The 15,668-nt window shown below is 70.5% G+C and carries 21 protein-coding genes; 8 read left to right on the top strand and 13 right to left on the bottom strand.

Going from position 1 to position 15,668, the window contains the following annotated elements; genetic code table 11:
• Window positions 1-10: 10 nt before the first annotated feature.
• The 5 genes from EDF63_RS17845 to EDF63_RS18485 all read right to left on the bottom strand — a co-directional run bounded on the left by EDF63_RS17845 (window position 11) and on the right by EDF63_RS18485 (window position 4,258).
• Window positions 11-1,084: a low specificity L-threonine aldolase gene (locus EDF63_RS17845; RefSeq protein ID WP_123314318.1), complete on the bottom strand. Its 1,074-nt coding sequence runs from the start codon at window positions 1,082-1,084 to the stop codon at window positions 11-13.
• A gap of 4 nt (window positions 1,085-1,088) precedes the next feature.
• Entirely contained in the window at window positions 1,089-1,760 is a 672-nt protein-coding gene (locus tag EDF63_RS17840; RefSeq protein ID WP_260233167.1) for an SDR family NAD(P)-dependent oxidoreductase, read from the bottom strand.
• Complete coding sequence (locus EDF63_RS17835) at window positions 1,757-3,226, bottom strand: DUF6421 family protein (RefSeq protein ID WP_123314317.1); 1,470 nt, start codon at window positions 3,224-3,226, stop codon at window positions 1,757-1,759. The genes EDF63_RS17840 and EDF63_RS17835 overlap by 4 nt, the downstream gene beginning before the upstream one ends.
• A gap of 256 nt (window positions 3,227-3,482) precedes the next feature.
• Window positions 3,483-3,740 (bottom strand): hypothetical protein, encoded by a 258-nt coding sequence (locus tag EDF63_RS18490; RefSeq protein WP_148061833.1) that lies wholly within the window; start codon window positions 3,738-3,740, stop codon window positions 3,483-3,485.
• Entirely contained in the window at window positions 3,737-4,258 is a 522-nt protein-coding gene (locus EDF63_RS18485; protein ID WP_148061832.1) for a hypothetical protein, read from the bottom strand. The genes EDF63_RS18490 and EDF63_RS18485 overlap by 4 nt, the downstream gene beginning before the upstream one ends.
• A 182-nt stretch (window positions 4,259-4,440) precedes the next feature.
• Here EDF63_RS18485 and EDF63_RS17820 point away from each other — a divergent pair, with 182 nt between their 5' ends.
• Together EDF63_RS17820 and EDF63_RS18480 are read left to right on the top strand one after the other, a co-directional pair.
• Window positions 4,441-5,016 (top strand): TetR family transcriptional regulator, encoded by a 576-nt coding sequence (locus EDF63_RS17820; RefSeq protein WP_123314314.1) that lies wholly within the window; start codon window positions 4,441-4,443, stop codon window positions 5,014-5,016.
• 32 nt (window positions 5,017-5,048) lie between these two features.
• Window positions 5,049-5,270, top strand: a complete 222-nt coding sequence (locus tag EDF63_RS18480; RefSeq protein WP_148061831.1) for a hypothetical protein — start codon at window positions 5,049-5,051, stop codon at window positions 5,268-5,270.
• A gap of 46 nt (window positions 5,271-5,316) precedes the next feature.
• Here the strand turns inward: EDF63_RS18480 and EDF63_RS17815 are convergent, their stop codons facing one another.
• On the bottom strand, window positions 5,317-5,961 hold the full coding sequence (locus tag EDF63_RS17815; RefSeq protein WP_123314313.1) for a GntR family transcriptional regulator: 645 nt from the start codon (window positions 5,959-5,961) through the stop codon (window positions 5,317-5,319).
• Window positions 5,962-6,081: 120 nt separating this feature from the next.
• On the opposite strand from EDF63_RS17815, the gene EDF63_RS17810 reads away from it, so the two are divergent.
• The 4 genes from EDF63_RS17810 to EDF63_RS17795 all read left to right on the top strand — a co-directional run bounded on the left by EDF63_RS17810 (window position 6,082) and on the right by EDF63_RS17795 (window position 9,807).
• On the top strand, window positions 6,082-6,789 hold the full coding sequence (locus EDF63_RS17810; protein WP_123314312.1) for a DUF969 domain-containing protein: 708 nt from the start codon (window positions 6,082-6,084) through the stop codon (window positions 6,787-6,789).
• Window positions 6,786-7,856 (top strand): DUF979 domain-containing protein, encoded by a 1,071-nt coding sequence (locus tag EDF63_RS17805; RefSeq protein WP_123314311.1) that lies wholly within the window; start codon window positions 6,786-6,788, stop codon window positions 7,854-7,856. The genes EDF63_RS17810 and EDF63_RS17805 overlap by 4 nt, the downstream gene beginning before the upstream one ends.
• Window positions 7,843-8,898: a DUF2891 domain-containing protein gene (locus tag EDF63_RS17800; protein WP_260233166.1), complete on the top strand. Its 1,056-nt coding sequence runs from the start codon at window positions 7,843-7,845 to the stop codon at window positions 8,896-8,898. Before EDF63_RS17805 ends, EDF63_RS17800 begins: the two co-directional genes overlap by 14 nt.
• A gap of 150 nt (window positions 8,899-9,048) precedes the next feature.
• Entirely contained in the window at window positions 9,049-9,807 is a 759-nt protein-coding gene (locus tag EDF63_RS17795) for a glycoside hydrolase family 16 protein (RefSeq protein WP_123314310.1), read from the top strand.
• Window positions 9,808-9,818: 11 nt separating this feature from the next.
• Here EDF63_RS17795 and EDF63_RS17790 read toward each other — a convergent pair whose 3' ends face one another.
• The 4 genes from EDF63_RS17790 to EDF63_RS17775 form a co-directional block, all read right to left on the bottom strand.
• On the bottom strand, window positions 9,819-10,121 hold the full coding sequence (locus EDF63_RS17790) for a putative quinol monooxygenase (protein WP_123314309.1): 303 nt from the start codon (window positions 10,119-10,121) through the stop codon (window positions 9,819-9,821).
• A gap of 101 nt (window positions 10,122-10,222) precedes the next feature.
• The gene (locus EDF63_RS17785; protein ID WP_123314308.1) at window positions 10,223-11,107 is read right to left on the bottom strand and encodes a biotin-dependent carboxyltransferase family protein; all 885 of its coding nucleotides are present in this window, start codon (window positions 11,105-11,107) and stop codon (window positions 10,223-10,225) included.
• The gene (locus EDF63_RS17780) at window positions 11,104-11,727 is read right to left on the bottom strand and encodes an allophanate hydrolase subunit 1 (RefSeq protein WP_260233165.1); all 624 of its coding nucleotides are present in this window, start codon (window positions 11,725-11,727) and stop codon (window positions 11,104-11,106) included. The genes EDF63_RS17785 and EDF63_RS17780 overlap by 4 nt, the downstream gene beginning before the upstream one ends.
• Window positions 11,728-11,732: 5 nt before the next feature.
• Window positions 11,733-12,503 (bottom strand): LamB/YcsF family protein, encoded by a 771-nt coding sequence (locus EDF63_RS17775; RefSeq protein ID WP_123314306.1) that lies wholly within the window; start codon window positions 12,501-12,503, stop codon window positions 11,733-11,735.
• Between the two features lie 147 nt (window positions 12,504-12,650).
• Here EDF63_RS17775 and EDF63_RS17770 point away from each other — a divergent pair, with 147 nt between their 5' ends.
• A complete protein-coding gene (locus EDF63_RS17770; RefSeq protein ID WP_123314305.1) occupies window positions 12,651-12,833 on the top strand; it encodes a hypothetical protein in 183 nt (60 codons plus the stop codon).
• Window positions 12,834-12,950: 117 nt separating this feature from the next.
• Here EDF63_RS17770 and EDF63_RS17765 read toward each other — a convergent pair whose 3' ends face one another.
• Window positions 12,951-13,295 (bottom strand): hypothetical protein, encoded by a 345-nt coding sequence (locus tag EDF63_RS17765; RefSeq protein ID WP_123314304.1) that lies wholly within the window; start codon window positions 13,293-13,295, stop codon window positions 12,951-12,953.
• Between the two features lie 146 nt (window positions 13,296-13,441).
• A complete protein-coding gene (locus EDF63_RS17760) occupies window positions 13,442-14,257 on the bottom strand; it encodes an alpha/beta hydrolase (protein ID WP_123314303.1) in 816 nt (271 codons plus the stop codon).
• A 64-nt stretch (window positions 14,258-14,321) separates the two neighbouring features.
• Here EDF63_RS17760 and EDF63_RS17755 point away from each other — a divergent pair, with 64 nt between their 5' ends.
• The gene (locus EDF63_RS17755; RefSeq protein ID WP_185021507.1) at window positions 14,322-14,930 is read left to right on the top strand and encodes an LppP/LprE family lipoprotein; all 609 of its coding nucleotides are present in this window, start codon (window positions 14,322-14,324) and stop codon (window positions 14,928-14,930) included.
• Window positions 14,931-14,947: 17 nt separating this feature from the next.
• Here EDF63_RS17755 and EDF63_RS17750 read toward each other — a convergent pair whose 3' ends face one another.
• On the bottom strand, window positions 14,948-15,613 hold the full coding sequence (locus EDF63_RS17750; RefSeq protein ID WP_123314301.1) for a hypothetical protein: 666 nt from the start codon (window positions 15,611-15,613) through the stop codon (window positions 14,948-14,950).
• Window positions 15,614-15,668 lie beyond the last annotated feature (55 nt).

Genomic DNA, 15,668 nt, shown 5'->3' with positions numbered 1-15,668 from the left:
CTACGTTGGATCAGGCCGCGTCGAGCTCCCGCGTCAACGCCGCCACGAAGTCGTCGATGTCCTGCTCCGACGTGTCGTACGCGCACATCCACCGCACCTCGTTGCGGCTGGCGTCCCAGTCGTAGAACCGGAAGTGCTTGCGCAGCCGCTCGGCCACCCCGGCGGGCAGCGTCGCGAACACCCCGTTCGCCTGGGTCTCCTGGCTGAACCCGACGCCCTGGATGCTGCCGTCGGCGATCCGGGCCTCGAGTGCGCCGCGGAGTCGGGCGGCCATGGCGTTGGCGTGCCCGGCGGAGCGCAGGTACAGGTCGTCGGACAGCAGCGCGATGAGCTGGGCCGAGACGAACCGCATCTTCGACGACAGCTGCATGTTCATCTTGCGCAGGTAGTGCAGTCCCTCTGATGCGTCGGGGTTGAGCACGACGATCGCTTCGCCGTAGAGCATGCCGTTCTTCGTGCCGCCGAAGCTCAGCACGTCCACGCCGGCGTCGGTCGTGAAGTCGCGCAGGGGGAGCCCGAGGGTCGCGGCGGCGTTGGAGATCCGAGCGCCGTCCATGTGCAGCGTCATGCCGAGCGGGTGGATGTGGTCCGCGATCGCCCGGATCTCGTCGACCGTGTAGGCGGTGCCGAGCTCGGTGGTCTGCGTGATCGACACCACGAGCGGCTGGGCGCGGTGTTCGTCACCCCAGCCCCAGGCCTCCTTGTCGATGAGCTCGGGGGTGAGCTTGCCGTCGGGGGTCTCGACCGGCAGCAGCTTGATCCCGCCGATGCGCTCGGGAGCGCCCGCTTCGTCGGTGTGGATGTGCGCGGTCGTGGTGCACACGACGGCACCCCACCGCGGCAGCATCGACTGCAGCCCGACGACGTTGGCGCCGGTCCCGTTGAACACCGGGAACGCCTGCGCCTGCGAGCCGAAGTGGTCGGCGATCACCTCGTTGAGGCGGGCCGTGTAGACGTCCTCGCCGTACGCGATCTGGTGGCCGTCGTTGGCCGCGGCGATCGCGTCGAGGACCTCGGGGTGGACGCCGGCGTAGTTGTCCGAGGCGAAGCCCCGCAGGTCCAGGTCGTGGAGTCGAAGGGTCACTGGTTCATCCTAAGGAAAGGGAGAGCGGGAGACGGGCGCCGTTCACGTCGGCCGGCGGTGCCGTCCAGAGCCGCACGACCTCGTCGCCGAGCCGCTCTTCGAGACCGGCCAGAGCGCCGACGACGAACACGGTGGCTGCCGCCGAGTCCGGTGCGTCCTTCCGGAAGCCCTGTGCGACGGCGCGGACCCAAGCATCGGAAGCGGCCTTGGCGGCTGCGTAGTTGGCGGCACCCGCGGTGGGGGAGTCGACGGCGGTGGAGGAGACGAACGCGAGCCGTCCGGCCGGCGACGCCACCAGGTCGTCGTAGAACACCCGCGTGGTGTTCCGGAGGGTGCGGAACGCTCTGTCGAAGAAGTCCCAGTCCTCGTCCGACTGGCCGGCGATGCCGCCGCCCCCACGCCACCCACCGACCAGGTGGACCAGCCCGTCGACCGGTCCCGACGTCTCGCGGACCGCAGCCGCGAGCGCGGTGACCGCACCGAGGTCTGCGAGGTCGCACGTGTGGGTCGTGACGCCCGGGACGGAGGCGTGCAGGGCCTCCAGTGCGTCAGGTCTGGTGCCGACCGCGACGACGGTCGCCCCGGCGGAGGTGAGTGCGTGCGCGACCGCCGCGCCGCTGGCACTGGTCGCACCCGCGATCAGCACCGTGCGACCGGACAAGGACCGAGCGCTCACGCGGCGACGTCCGCAACGGACGGCGCGACCGACGACGAACCGGTGATGCCGGCGGTCGAGGCGATGACCGCAGCCATCTTCTTGTTCAGCGCTTCGTAGAACATCGACAGCGGGAATTCGTCGTCCATCACTGCGTCGGTGTACCCCTTGGACATTCCGGCGAGCGTTTCCTCCGGCAGCCCACGCGCCCATCTCGACGCCGGGTGCGGCGTGAGCGTCCGGGTGAGCATCTCGTACGCAGCGAGCCAGTGCGCCGACTTCGGCCGGTCGATCGACCGCCGGTACAACTCGTTGATCTGATCGCTGAGCGCGATGATCACGTCCGGCACCGCATCCCAGTCGATGGTGAGCTGCGTGTCCGTCCAGTGCAGGACATCGTGCTGGTGCATCCACGCGAACAACAACTGCCCGCCGAGTCCGTCGTAGTTCCGGACACGGCTGCCGGTGATCGCGAACCGGAAGATGCGGTCGAAGACGACGGCGTACTGCACCAGGCGGGCGTGGTCGCGGATCGCGCGTTGGGCATCATTGAGATCTGCATCCGGCAATGCAGAAAGTGCACGTTCGAGCCGCACGGACTCCCGGAACGCCGTCAGGTCGCACCGCAGTTCTTCCAGCGAGTAGAGGAAGAACGGCATCCGCTGCTTGATCATGAACGGATCGAACGGCAGGTCCCCGCGCATGTGTGAACGGTCGTGGATGAGGTCCCACATCACGAACACCTGTTCCGTCAGCTCCTGGTCGTCGAGCATCGCTGCAGCGTCGTCCGGCAGTTCCAGTTTCGTGATCTCCGCAGCGGCACGGACGACTCTGCGGTAGCGAGCGGCTTCGCGGTCCTGGAAGATCGCACCCCACGTGAACGTCGGGATCTCGCGCATCGCGACCGTCTCGGGGAACAGCACCGCCGAGTTCGTGTCGTAGCCGGGCGTGAAGTCGACGAACCGCAGTGCGACGAAGAGCTTGTTGCTGTAGTCGCCCGCTTCGAGTTCCGCGATGAACTCCGGCCAGATGACCTCGACCAGGACGGCCTCGACGAACCGCGAGGAACTGCCGTTCTGCGTCACCATCGGGAAGACGACCAAGTGGCCGAGCCCGTCGACGCGGTGCTGTTGCGGCTGGAATGCGTTCAGTGCGTCGAGGAAGTCGGGGACGCCGAAACCGTCGCGTTCCCAGCGTGCGAAGTCGCGCTGCAGTGCAGCGAGGTACGCCGCATCGTGCGGAAAGAACGGTGCCAGTTCGGAAATGGCCGGGAGGATCGTGGCCAGGTGCTCGGAAGCGGTTGCGTGATCCGCGTGGTCGGGTATCGAGCCGTCGGCCGTCTGCAACGCACGGAACGACACGACAGCGGCCTTCAGCCGCGTCCACGCGGGATGCTCGGCGACCTCGCGCACCGACGTGCGGTCCTCGACGACCTCGGGTTCTCCGACGATGGCGCCCTGCGTGAACTCCTGGACGAACTGTGACATGTCGAACCTCCCGTCATTGGGCCGGCCGCGGATCTGCGGCGTGGTGGTGCGCTTGTCATGAGCCTAGGGAGGATCGGGGGACGCATTCTTGCCCATTTGCGGGGAAATCGTGCGCGGCGCCGTTCTCCGCGCGGCAAACCGACTCTCTCGCGCACGAATGCATCACTGGTCGCGCGCCGGCAGCCATGGTGCGCGGAGTCAGCGGCACCGGGAGGGGCTCGGAGGCGCTGTCCCGACAGGCCTCCGAGCCGACTCCTCAGCGCTTCGTGACGGCTGCGATTGCTTCACTCACGGTCGAGCCTGGGTGCGTTTCGCGCCATCTCTTCACCTGGCTGGGGTCAGGCGCTGACCCTCGCGGGATCGGCGTGTTTCCCACGATGCCCGGTGCGAAGGTGGCGTACGTGATCGTCGCGAGCGCGGCCATGCACGAGTAGAGCAGGTCGAGCGTGAGCCATGCGCAGGCGGTCAACGCGATTCCACCGAGGATGATCAGTGCTGGCGTCCAGCGACTCATCGGAAGCACCCTCGCTTCACGGCCGCGACCCCGAGGAGCTCTGCACCAAGTGCGGCCGCGGCCCCGCCGAGGGCTCGGATCTTCTCCCAGCTGAACGAAGCGCCCCACATGATTCGGACTGCCTTTGTGACACCGCCGAGTGAGTTGATCAAACGTTTGATCTTCAAGATCTTGGCGACTGGGAATGCCGTCGATGCAATCAAGAGGGCGATCGCGCCCGTGCACTCGAGGATGCTCGCCCGAGCCGCTCGCTGCATCGTCGGGTTACCAGCTACCCATTCCTCGTACGCAGTCTGGCCGTTCAGCAGTACAGCTTCCGGAATACTCTCGATGAGCGCTAGTCCCCGTTCGACATCGACGGCCTGAAGGTCGAGATCCTCGACGATCGAGGCGACCGATGACGATGGAGCTCCTGTCGCTGCCTGAGCTGGCGGGGCGGCCAGCATCGGTGCGCACAGTCCGGCTGCTAGTAGTCCGACGACTGCGAGCTTGCTCGCTGAGACGGTAGTTGACGTCATGGGTCTTCCCTCCTGATCGGCGTCCCTCGCCGACTGGACACCAACCTGCCGGTCACCGGTGAAATGTGCAACGTCACCGGCGAGTCGTGTTCGCTGCTGTGCTCAAGGGCAGCGCGCCTGACCGGCCCAGCATCGCGGCCATCCGACTCCGCGGCGCCGACTCGGTCGATACGGTTGTCTGCATGGCACGCTTCACGCCCCCAGCCGCCGACGCGATGCGCGCACGACTCCTGCTCGCAGCACGCGACGAGTTCGCAGCGGCTGGGCTCGTCGGCGCCAAGATCGAGCGGATCGCCGCGGCGGCGTCGAGCAACAAGGCGCAGATCTTCCACTACTTCGGCAGCAAGGAGGGGCTGTTCGACGCCCTCCTCGCCCAGATCGTCGCCGAGACGTTCGACCAGGTCCCCGTCGACACCGACGACCTCGCCGAGTGGGCCGCCCGCCTGCACGACTCGTACGTGCAGCGCCCGTGGGCTGAGCGTCTCGCGACGTGGCACCGCCTCGAGCGGGGGAGTGACGGTGCGCTCGAAGCCGTCATCGCCAGCAACACCGAAGCCGTCGCCGCGGTCGAGCACGCCCAGCGCGCCGGGGTCCTGCCGCGCAGTTACCGGCCGGCGGTGCTGCTCGGTCTGGTGATGCACCTCGCCGCGTTCTGGAGCTCGACCTCTCCCGAGTACGGCTCGTTGGTCGCGGCGGTCGCACCTGCGCGGCGTCGGCAGATCGTGATCGACGCGGTGAAGGCGCTCGTCGGGGGCTGACGTGTCGTGCGCGCGGGCGTAGGGTTCGGCCCATGAGCAGTGACAGCCGTCTTCTCCGGGCAGCCTTCGGGCGGCCGTTGGTCTGGGTCGGCGCGGTGTGGATCGCGGTCGGGGTGCTGTGGAGTGTCATGGCGGTCATCGAACCGAGTGGCTTCCGCGTGTTCATGGCTGTCCTGTGGCTCGTGCTCGGCGGCAGCATGCTCGCCGTCGCGCTCCGCGACAAGAAGCGCGGCCTCGGGCGGTACCAGCGCTAGTCGCGGCGGCCCGAGGCCGCAGGAACGACCCGCACCGGGCCTCCCGTCAGCCTGCCGCGCCCGCAGCGACCCGCAGCGTCCGCTCCGCATCGTCGAGGTAGTCCGCCAGCAGTGCTGAGGCCCCGGTCTGGTCGCCGGCGCGCAGCGCCACGACGATCGCCTCGTTCCGCTCCACGAACTCGGCGTGGAACGACGCCGGGTCGTCGGCCGTCAGGAAGGCCAGCCGCATCTCGGCGAGCAGCCCGTCCATCAGCCCGTGGATCCGTGTGCTCGGAACCGCGCGCACGAGCTCGGAGTGGAACCGGATGTCCGCCGTGCCGACGGCACCCCAGTCGCCCGTGACCGCAGCGTCCCGAGCAGCCGTGACGGCGGCGGCAGCAGCGTCGAGCGCCGGTGACGTCGGTGTGCACGCCCGCACCGCGGCTTCCTCGAGTACCCGCCGGGCGGCGTAGAGGTCGGTGACGTCCTCGGCGGAGAGTCGTCGCACGAAGACCCCGCGGTTGAAGACGTGCTCGACCAGCCGGTCCCGCGCGAGCAGCCGGAAGGCCTCGCGCAGCGTGTTCCGCGACACCCCGAGCTGGTCGCTCAGTCGCTCCTCGGACAGCTGCGCCCCGGGGGAGAACTCGCCCGACGCGATCATGGTGCGCAGCCGATCGGCCGTCGAGTCGGCACCACTGACGGTTCGGGTCATGTCCCGATCCTGACACGGCCTCGGGCATCGCAGGTGCGAACCTCGCACCGTGTGACCGTCGTGTTACAGAGCAGAACAGCCTCTTGCGATTGTTGAACAATGCGGGCCAGACTGTCCCGCATGTTCGTCCTCATCGGCGTCGCCGTCGTCATCATCGGGTTCGCGTTGCGCATCAACGCGCTGCTCGTCGTGACCGTCGCGGGCATCGTCACCGCGGCCATCGGCGGGATCGGTCCCGTCGGCATCCTCACTGCGTTCGGCGACGGTTTCGCGTCGAGCCGGTCCGTCACGACCTTCGCGCTCGTCCTGCCCGTCATCGGCCTGATCGAGCGCTACGGGCTGCAGGACCAGGCCAAGCGCCTGATCGCGAAGCTCGACAAGCTCACGACGGGTCGTCTGCTGGCGGGCTACCTGGCCATCCGGCAGGTCACGGCCGCGGTCGGCCTGACCAGCATCGGCGGGCCGGCGCAGACCGTGCGGCCCCTCGTGCACCCGATGGCCGAAGGTGCGGCGATCAAGAAGTACGGCCGGATCGACGAACGGATGCGCGAGAAGATCAAGGGGTACTCGGCGTCGTCCGACACCGTCGGGGTCTTCTTCGGCGAGGACGTGTTCGTCGCCGTCGGCTCGATCCTGCTCATCACCACCTTCGTCGACGCCACCTACGGTCTGTCGCTCGAGCCCATCGACCTGGCGCTGTGGGCGATCCCGACGGGCATCGCCGCGCTCCTGGTCCACGGCACGCGACTGCTGCTGTTCGACCGCACGCTCGACAAGATGGCCGCCGACGGCCGCGTCGACGCCCCGACGCAGGGAGCTGCAGCGTGATCACCAGCGAATGGCTCTACTGGCTCATCGGCGCGTTCTTCATCGCGGTGGCCGTCCTCATCGTCACGGACACCTCGCACGCCAAGCGACTCGGCAACGCGGCGTTCTGGGGGATCCTCGGGGTCTCGTTCTTCTACGGCACGTTCGTGGCCGCGAAGACCGCGCCGTCGTGGGTGCTCGGCATCGCCGTCCTGGTGATGGTCGCGCTCGCCGGACTCGGGTTCACCGGGACGACCAGCCGCACGCGGGTCGCCAGCATCCCCGGTGCCGGCACGGGGGCGGAGACCGGCCCGGCCGAACCCACCGCTGCCGCCACGAAGCCGTCCGCCAGCACGAGCGTCCTCGCGACGACCAGCCCCGACGAGCGCGCGGCGTTCGCCACCCGGTTCGGCAACAGGCTCTTCATCCCGGCCCTGGTCGTGCCCGTGGTCGCCGTGCTCGTCGCGACGCTCGGGCCGCTCGTCTCGATCGGCGGTGCGCCCCTGCTCGCCGAGGGCAGTGCGACGCTGACCGGCCTGGGCATCGGCTCGGTGCTCGCCGTCGTCGTCGCGGTGTTCGTCCTGCGTCCGCCGAGGATCGCGACGCCCATCCGTGAGGGCGGTCGACTGCTGCAGGCCATCGGGTGGGCAGCGCTCCTGCCGCAGATGCTCTCCACCCTCGGCATCGTCTTCACCCAGGCCGGGGTCGGCGATGCCGTCGGCACCATCATCAAGTCGATCCTGCCCGGCGGCTCGCTGATCGCCGCGGTGGTCGTCTACTGCCTCGGCATGGCGCTCTTCACGATCATCATGGGCAACGCGTTCGCCGCCTTCCCGATCATGACGGCCGCGATCGGATGGCCCGTCCTGGTGCAGGGCTTCGACGGCAACCCCGCCGCGATCTTCGCCATCGGCATGCTCGCCGGCTTCTGCGGCACGCTGGTCACGCCGATGGCCGCGAACTTCAACCTGGTGCCGGCTGCCCTGCTCGAGATGCGGGACAAGTACGGCCCGATCAAGGCGCAGATCCCGACCGCCGCCATCCTGCTCGTCGTCAACATGGGAGTCATGTACCTTGTCGCTTTCTGATGCTGCCCCGCTCGACCTGACCCGGGCCGCGTGGGCCGACCGCTTCGCTGCCGTCGCCGCCGAGAACACCTCGCGCGAGTACCCGTACGCGGCGCACCACACGACGTCCGGCCCGGACGACCGGGCGCTGCCGGTCGAACTGCACCCCGCCTTCGCGACGTCCTACGACTGGCACTCGTCCGTGCACATGCACTGGCTCGCAGCGCGTCTGGTCGCGCACGGCCTGTCGGCCGACCTGGAGGCCCGACTCACCACGATCCTGCGGGCCCACCTGAGCGCGGATCACCTGGCGACGGAAGCCGCCTACTTCCACACGACGCCGCACTACGAGCGCCCCTACGGGTGGGCCTGGCTCGCGAAGCTCGCCGCCGAGGTCTCCGCGTCGGACGTCCCGGCGATCCGGGAGCTCGCCCCGGGGTTCGTGCCCGTCGTCGACGTGCTCGAGGACCTCGTCACCCGCTGGGTCGACGGTGCCGCCCACCCCGTCCGGCACGGCGTGCACTCGAACTCGGCCTTCGGGCTGCTGCTCGTGCTCGAGGCCGCACGGTCGCTCGGGCGCGACGAGCTCGCCGCGACGGTGGAGCGTGCCGCGCGCGAGTGGTTCGGAGATGACGCCGGCTGGCCGTTCGCCTGGGAGCGCAGCGGACACGACTTCCTGTCGGCCGGGCTGGCCGAGGCCGACCTGATGCGGGCAGTGCTGACCCCGGCCGAGTTCGCGACGTGGTCGGACGGCTTCTTCGCCCAGGTGCGGTCGGGCGACGCGATCCTGCAGTCCACGGTGGTCCGCGACGAGGCCGACCCGCAGCAGGTGCACCTGTTCGGGCTCGACCTGTCACGAGCGGGATCGGCCCGGCGCATCGCGGACGCCCTGCGCGCCGGCGAGCTGGACGACGACGGACTCGCGAGCCTGCTCGACGAGGCGGCCGACCGGCTGCTGGCCTCCGGGCTGGCAGCCAGTGTCGGCGAGGAGTACTACTCCACGCACTGGCTCGCGAGCTTCGCCTGGGACGCCATGGAAGCACGCGAGCACGCCGCACGCTGACCCCCGAACGAGGGGCATGGTCGCCGGTTCGGCGTGCTGCTGTCAACCCCCTGCGTCGGTTGCGCAATGCACCTACCCTCGGTGCGCAGCCGAGATACGGCTGGGTACCCGAGGGGAACGGGTGCCACCAGTCACAGCAGGGAGTGACACATGCAGCACCGCAGGATCAGGCGGACAGCACTCATCGCCGCACTCATCGGAGCCGTCGTCGTGGCGGCACCGCTCGGAGCGGGAACCGTTGCCTACGCGGGGGTCACCGCCCCGGTCGGCAACGTCGGCAAGTTCAAGCAGACCTTCGTCGAGAACTTCAGCAGGGCGGCGTCGGCCAACGGACCGTTCGCGAAGACCTACGCGAACTCGTGGCAGCCCTACCCGGACGGGACCGGCGGCACGTACTGGTCGGGCTCGCAGGTCAGCGCCCGCGACGGCTACATGGACGTCAAGCTCGACGGCAAGCACGGCGCCGCCGGGACCTTCGGGACCCCGAACGGCGCGTGGTCGCACGTGGGTGGCAAGTTCAGCGTCCGCGCGAAGGCCACCGGCGGCAACGGGAACGGTGCAGCGTTCATGCTGTGGCCGTCGTCCGACGTCTGGTCGGACGGCGAGATCGACTACCCCGAGGCGAACTTCGAGGGGGCGCCGATGCTCCACCACCACTCGATGGTCGCCGGGCAGGAGGCGAACGCGACGAGCATGAGCACCGGGGTGACCTGGCGCAGCTGGCACGTCTACTCGGTCGAGTGGATCCCCGGCACGTCCGTGAAGTACCTGCTCGACGGCAAGGTCATCAAGACCGTCACCTCGAACGTGCCGAAGACGGCGCACCGCTACATGTTCCAGGTCGGGAACTGGGGTGCCGCCGGGCACCTGGACATCGACTGGGTCAGCACGTACGAGTACACGGGCTGACCCACACCCGGTCAGCCGAGCGCGATCGTCCGCTCGAACGTCCGCGCGACGGGCGGAGCGGCGACGATCGGCCCGATCGCTGCGGCACCGTCCGGGGTCGCCCGCCACGCCTCGTAGGCGTCGTGGGCGGCCCCGCTCGTCCAGGACTCCACAACGACCACGCGCGTCGGGTCGGCGTCGTCGACCAGGACCTCGAGGGACTCGCAGCCGTCGAAGGCGCGGGTCTGCGCGAGCGTCTCGCGGATCGCCGCCTCGACGGTGTCGGTGGGGACGTCGCTCCGGAACTGGACATCGAGCAGGACGGTGATCGACATGTGGTGCACCTTTCGTCGGCACTCCGACGCAACTGGTCGGCAGTGTCCGACTCAACCCGCGGCGGCGCCGACCTGTTCCGGATCGGTGCGCAGGCCCGCCTTCAGCCGACGAGCCGGAAGCGGACGGTGTCGCCCGGACGGAGCTGCGCCGCACGGTCGACCGACTCCGGTGTGAGGACCGCCACGACGGGGTAGCCGCCGGTCACCGGGTGGTCGGCGAGGAACAGCACCGGGAAGCCCTCCGGCGGGACCTGCAGTGATCCGGTCTCGACCCCCTCGCTCGGCAACTCGACCGTCACGGCGCGGACGAGTGGCTGCGGAGCCGTGGTGCGGACACCCACGCGGTCGCTGTCCGACCCGACGGTGAAGTCCTGGCCGGTCAGGGTGTCGCGCCACTCCGGTGTGAACCAGTCGTCGCGAGGGCCGGCGGTCGCTTCGAGCACCACGGGGTCGTCCGGCCAGCGCTCGTCGGGTTGCGGGACGGCGTCGACGATCGGCCACGACGCGCGGGCATCGCCGATCGGCAGGACGTCGCCCGACGACAACGGGGGCGGCCCGAGGCGTGCGAGTGCGTCCCACGAGCGGCTGCCGAGCACGGGCTCGACCGCGAACCCGCCGAGCACCGCGACGTACGAGCGCAGCCCGGTGGTGGCGGTACCGATCCGGAGCGTGTCGCCCGGGGCGAGCATCAGGACCTCGTGCGAGGCCGCTCCGCGGACCCGGCCGTCTGCCCGCTCGATCTCGACCGGGCAGGCGGCCCCGGCGGTGGCGGCGACCACGTACGCGTCGGCGCGCAGCGTGACGGAGCCGAGCAGAGCCTCCAGGACGGCCGCATCCGGACGGTTGCCGACCAGCCGGTTGGCCAGTGCTGCGGACCCCCGGTCGGCGGCACCCGCCGCACCGAGTCCCATGTCGCTGAAGCCCGGCCGTCCCAAGTCCTGCGTGGCCACGCCGAAGCCGACCTGCAGGACGGTCAGCGCACTCATGCCGCACCCGCGTCGACGAACCGGACCCGTGTGCCGGCCGGCGCCCGTGCCGGCGGTTCGTGGTCGAGCGACCACATCGGCACGTCGGTGCGGCCGATGAGCTGCCAGCCGCCGGGGGAGACGCGTGGGTAGACGGCGCTGAACTCGCCCGCGAGGGCCACAGCACCGCTCGGCACAGCGGTGCGCGACGCGCTCCGGCGTGGCAGGTCGAGCGACGGTTCGGTGCCGGTGAGGTAGCTGAAGCCCGGGGCGAAGCCGCAGAACGCGCTCGTCCAGAGCTGGCCGGTGTGCCACGCGATCAACCGGTCGCGGTCCATGCCCGTCAGGGCGGTGACCTGGTCGAGGTCCTCGCCGTCGTAGACCACCGGGACGACGAGGGGATCCGCGGCGCTCGCCGCATCGGCGTCGGTGGCGGGTGCGACCCGTTCGAGTGCACTGCGGAGCCGTGTGGCGTCGGTCGTCGCCGGGTCGAACCGGAGCAGCAGCGTCCGTGCGCCCGACACGACCTCGGTCAGGCCGCGCAGCCGAGCCTCGGCCAGCCCCGTGCGGAACGCGACGACCTGCGGCAGGGAGTCGAAGGTGGCGAGCAGGGCGGCGCGGCCGGCGGGCCGGAAGTCCACGCCGGTCACGGTGCGGCGGGTGCGAACGGCGCGATCGTGACGCCGTGCTCGGTCAGGGTCGTTCGGATCGCGCGGGCCATCGCGACGGCACCGGGGGAGTCGCCGTGGACGCAGACGGAGTCGGCACGGACCTGCAGCTCGGAGCCGTCGACGGCGGTCGCGACGCCCTCGGTGACCATGCGGAGTACCCGGGCGGCGACCTCGTCCGGATCGTGGAGCACGGAGCCCGGCTTGCTGCGGGACACCAGGGAGCCGTCGGGTTCGTACGCGCGGTCGGCGAAGGACTCCGCCACCGCGCGGAGCCCGTGGCGTTCGGCGGCGAGCAGGAGTTCGGAACCCGGCAGCGCGAGCACCGCCAGCGAGCCGTCGACGTCGGCGATCGCCCGGACCACGGCCTCGGCCTGGACCGGGTCGGCGCACGCGGTGTTGTACAGGGCGCCGTGGGGCTTGACGTAGGTGACCGCTGTTCCGGCGACCCGTGCCGTGGCGGCCATCGCGCCGAGCTGGTGCACGACGTCGGCGTGGAGTTCGTCCGCGGTGACGTGCACCGGTCGGCGACCGAAGCCGGCGAGGTCGCGGTAGGCGACGTGCGCCCCGATGGCGACACCGCGCTCGGCAGCGGCGCGGGCGGTGGCGAGCATGATCGTCGGGTCGCCGGCGTGGAACCCGCAGGCGATGTTCGCGCTCGACACGACGTCGAGCATCGCGGCGTCGTCGCCCATGGTCCAGGCGCCGAAGCCCTCGCCGAGGTCGCTGTTCAGGTCGATCGTCGTCACGGGGACTCCCTGTCGTCGCGGGTTGTTGAACAATCTACCGAGCGCGCGGCGCCGTGTCACCTGATTCCGAGCAGCGGCACGTAGCGTCCGAGGTCAGCACCTGCCGGGGGCGTCGCCCTCGGTTCGACCACTGCACTGGAGCAGACCATGACCGACAGCAGCAACACGCACGACGACGACACCAAGGCCCCCGTGAACGACTCCGAGGGCACCGAGAAGCCGGGCGGGCTCGGCGACGACAACACCATCCCCAACGACCCGGACGGCCTGGCCGCTGGCCACGTCGGGGACGACTCGCACTTCAACCCGGAAGAGGACGGGGAGAAGTAGGCGGGTCGCTCGTCGACTCGGAACGACGTCCTCGTCGTCGTACGACATCGAGGACGTCGTTCCGCGTCGACACCGCGTCGACACCGCATCGCCATCGGCGCCAGCAGCGTGCAGGGGTCAGGGCTGCGGCAGCCGGCGGCCGAACACCGCGCTGAGGAACCGCGCGAAGCGGGACTCCGGCACCTCCGCGGTCTGCACCGCCCGCGTCGGCGACCGGAACGCCAGGTCGTGCAGCATGTTCCGTTTCGAGCCGTCCCAGTTCGCGAACAGGTAGGTGCCGCCGATGAACGACATGCTCCGGACCGGTGTCCGCTTCCACGAGTCGGCAGCGACGTAGTAGCCGGTGTGGCCCGAGCTGATGTGCTGGATCACGGTGTCGACGTCGATGACGCTGGTGGTCGTCACGACAGCAGTGATGCCCGTGCGGTCACGGGCGACGTACTCGATGAGGTGTTCGGTCACGGTGGGACTCTTCGTCGCAGAGGCGGGACGCCACGACGGTGAACGTGGCGAAGGGTGTTCGGAACCGCCGTTGCTTCCGACAGCAGAATACGTCCGCTTCGTCGTGGCGTCACCGGAATGTCCGACGGTCGCACACGCTCGACCGTTCAGTCGGGCCGTCGGACCACCCAGGACGCGATCCGATCGACGGCAGCCGCGAAGTCGCTGCTCGCCGGACGGTTCAGGAAGGCGTGCCGGCTGTCGGGCAGCACCTGGCGCTCGAGGTCGACCCCGGCTGCGCGGAGCTGCCCGGCGAACCGGTCGCCGGACGCGCGCATCGTGTCCCGCTCGGCGTCGAGCATCAGCGTGCGCGGGAACGTGCCGAGCGCCTGCGGTGCCGGGAACGCTCCGGCACCGAGCGGCCCGGCGTAGGTGCGGTTCGCGGCGTCGAGCAGCAGCGGAGCGTGCGTGATGCGCCGGTGCCCGCGCACGAGCCGCTGCACGGCCGGGTCGCGGGGGATCCGCGCGTGGAAGAACCCGTACGCGAGCACTGCGCCGGCGAGCGCGGGGGCGGCCGGGATCACCGTGGCGGCGAGGCACGCTCCCGCGCTCGCGCCGCCCAGCACCGTGCCGGCGGGACACTCCGTCGCGAGTGTGCGGAGCGCCGCCACGACCTCGTCGCGTGCATGCGGCGCACGGCGGCGCGCTCGTGGGCCCGTCCGACCGACCCAGGGCATGCCCGGCATCGGACCGAGCCGGTAGTCGACGGTGACGACCGGGACGCCGCGCGCGCTGAGCGCACGAGCCACGGCATCCGACTCCGGCAGGTCCAGGTCGCCGCGGAAGAAGCCGCCGCCGTGCAACCAGACGAGCGTCGGCGCGATTCGGGCGTCCGCAGGTCGGTACCGCCGGATCGGCACCGGGCCGTGGGGACCCGCGAGCACGTCGTCCACGACGTCGACCGTCCCCGCTGTTGCCCCCATGCCAGCAGACTACGGGCCGGTAACGATGCGAGCGGAACAGCTGTCGACGGTCCACGGTGGAGGGGTGCGTGGATCGAAGAGTGCCCTGTTCCTGACCGGCGCCGCCCTGGTGGCCCTGCTGACCGGGTGCTCCGGCGGTGGAGACGGCGGCGAGGGCGGTGACGCGACCCCGACCATCACCGAGACCGTGACCGCGGCGCCGACGGACACGGCGGCCGCCCCGACGCCGACGACCACGCCGACCCCCACGCCCACCCCCACGTGTGGACCCGCGAGCGGCGCAGAGGCAGCGGCATCTGGGATCGCTGCGCTGCCGTCGCCCGCCGGCCTCGAGGGCACGAAGTGGGATGCCGCGAACGCCGACTACTCCGGCTACGACGCCTGCGCGGCACTCTCCTGGTCGGTGGTCTCACCCGAGATGGCCACGGCCGGGTCGCCGTACGCGATCCTGCTCTTCCACCAGGGCCGCTACCTCGGCACCGCGACGTCCGAGCAGTACGCGTTCGAGCCGGCGGTCGAGCGGTTGTCCGACGCCTCGATCTCCGTGACCTACACCTACGCGAAGGCGAACGAGGCGAACGCGGACGCCTCTGGTCGCACCACCGCGACGTACATCTGGAACGACGGCACCGAACGCGTCGACATGACCGGCGAGGTCCCGCCCGTCGGCTGAGTCGGCCCGTCGTCGGCTCAGCGCGGGGTGCGCTGCGTCGTGCCCGGGTCGAACTCCCGCCGCAGCGACCGGAGCACCTGCATCAGGATGTGGATCTTCGTCACGCTCGCGCCGAACGGCCTGCCGATGACGGCCCGCGGCAGCAGCACGAACCGGCCGACCGCCTCGGTGACGATCCAGATGCCGGTGTCGGTGCGTTGTCCTCGGATGTCCGTCGAGGCGAGCTCGATCGTCCTGATGTCGTCCCACACCAGGTCGAACACCGGTGCGTCGCGCTCGGGTGACCACGCGTGGAGGCCCGCTGCGTCGACCGTCCACATCTCCGGCCTCGGGGCCGGGAAGTCGTCGGCGGCGTACTGGCCCGTGCAGAGAACGGGCAGGTGGAACCGCGGCGTCGTCCCGTTCCGGCGGATCCGGTCCAGCACCATGCGGTCGCGCCGCCCGCGCAACCAGGACAGCACCGCAGCCACGGGCCCGGACCCGAGCAGCAGCACCGAGAAGAGCGGCAGGGCGAAGGGGCGTCGGGCGTCCGAGTGCAGGATGCCGTCGAGGTGGGTAGCCGAGAAGTACACCCCGATCCCGCCAGCCACCGTGACGATCGCGAGGCCGACCAGGACCGGCCACCGCTTCGGCATCTCGCCGTCGCGCAGCCGCTGCACCCACCGCTCGCCCGCGTACTCCACCGCACCATCCTGCCCGGCTGCACCGCACGACGGCCGCGAGCACGAGATGCTGGTC

Source organism: Curtobacterium sp. JUb34, assembly GCF_003755065.1.
Lineage (GTDB): Bacteria > Actinomycetota > Actinomycetes > Actinomycetales > Microbacteriaceae > Curtobacterium.
The sequence above is the reverse complement of the archived record's forward strand: the minus strand, read 5'-3'. Positions and strand labels throughout refer to the sequence as shown.

What these genes read in the sequence shown, in the direction of transcription:
- EDF63_RS17790 (WP_123314309.1), bottom strand. Translation starts at nt 10,121, where the DNA reads ATGTCGATCACCGTCCTGCTCGATGTCCAGTTCCGGAGCGACGTCCCC.
- EDF63_RS17810 (WP_123314312.1), top strand. Translation starts at nt 6,082, where the DNA reads ATGTTCGTCCTCATCGGCGTCGCCGTCGTCATCATCGGGTTCGCGTTG.
- EDF63_RS17770 (WP_123314305.1), top strand. Translation starts at nt 12,651, where the DNA reads ATGACCGACAGCAGCAACACGCACGACGACGACACCAAGGCCCCCGTG.
- EDF63_RS17785 (WP_123314308.1), bottom strand. Translation starts at nt 11,107, where the DNA reads ATGAGTGCGCTGACCGTCCTGCAGGTCGGCTTCGGCGTGGCCACGCAG.
- EDF63_RS17820 (WP_123314314.1), top strand. Translation starts at nt 4,441, where the DNA reads ATGGCACGCTTCACGCCCCCAGCCGCCGACGCGATGCGCGCACGACTC.
- EDF63_RS17815 (WP_123314313.1), bottom strand. Translation starts at nt 5,961, where the DNA reads ATGACCCGAACCGTCAGTGGTGCCGACTCGACGGCCGATCGGCTGCGC.
- EDF63_RS17760 (WP_123314303.1), bottom strand. Translation starts at nt 14,257, where the DNA reads ATGGGGGCAACAGCGGGGACGGTCGACGTCGTGGACGACGTGCTCGCG.
- EDF63_RS18480 (WP_148061831.1), top strand. Translation starts at nt 5,049, where the DNA reads ATGAGCAGTGACAGCCGTCTTCTCCGGGCAGCCTTCGGGCGGCCGTTG.
- EDF63_RS18490 (WP_148061833.1), bottom strand. Translation starts at nt 3,740, where the DNA reads ATGAGTCGCTGGACGCCAGCACTGATCATCCTCGGTGGAATCGCGTTG.
- EDF63_RS18485 (WP_148061832.1), bottom strand. Translation starts at nt 4,258, where the DNA reads ATGACGTCAACTACCGTCTCAGCGAGCAAGCTCGCAGTCGTCGGACTA.
- EDF63_RS17835 (WP_123314317.1), bottom strand. Translation starts at nt 3,226, where the DNA reads ATGTCACAGTTCGTCCAGGAGTTCACGCAGGGCGCCATCGTCGGAGAA.
- EDF63_RS17795 (WP_123314310.1), top strand. Translation starts at nt 9,049, where the DNA reads ATGCAGCACCGCAGGATCAGGCGGACAGCACTCATCGCCGCACTCATC.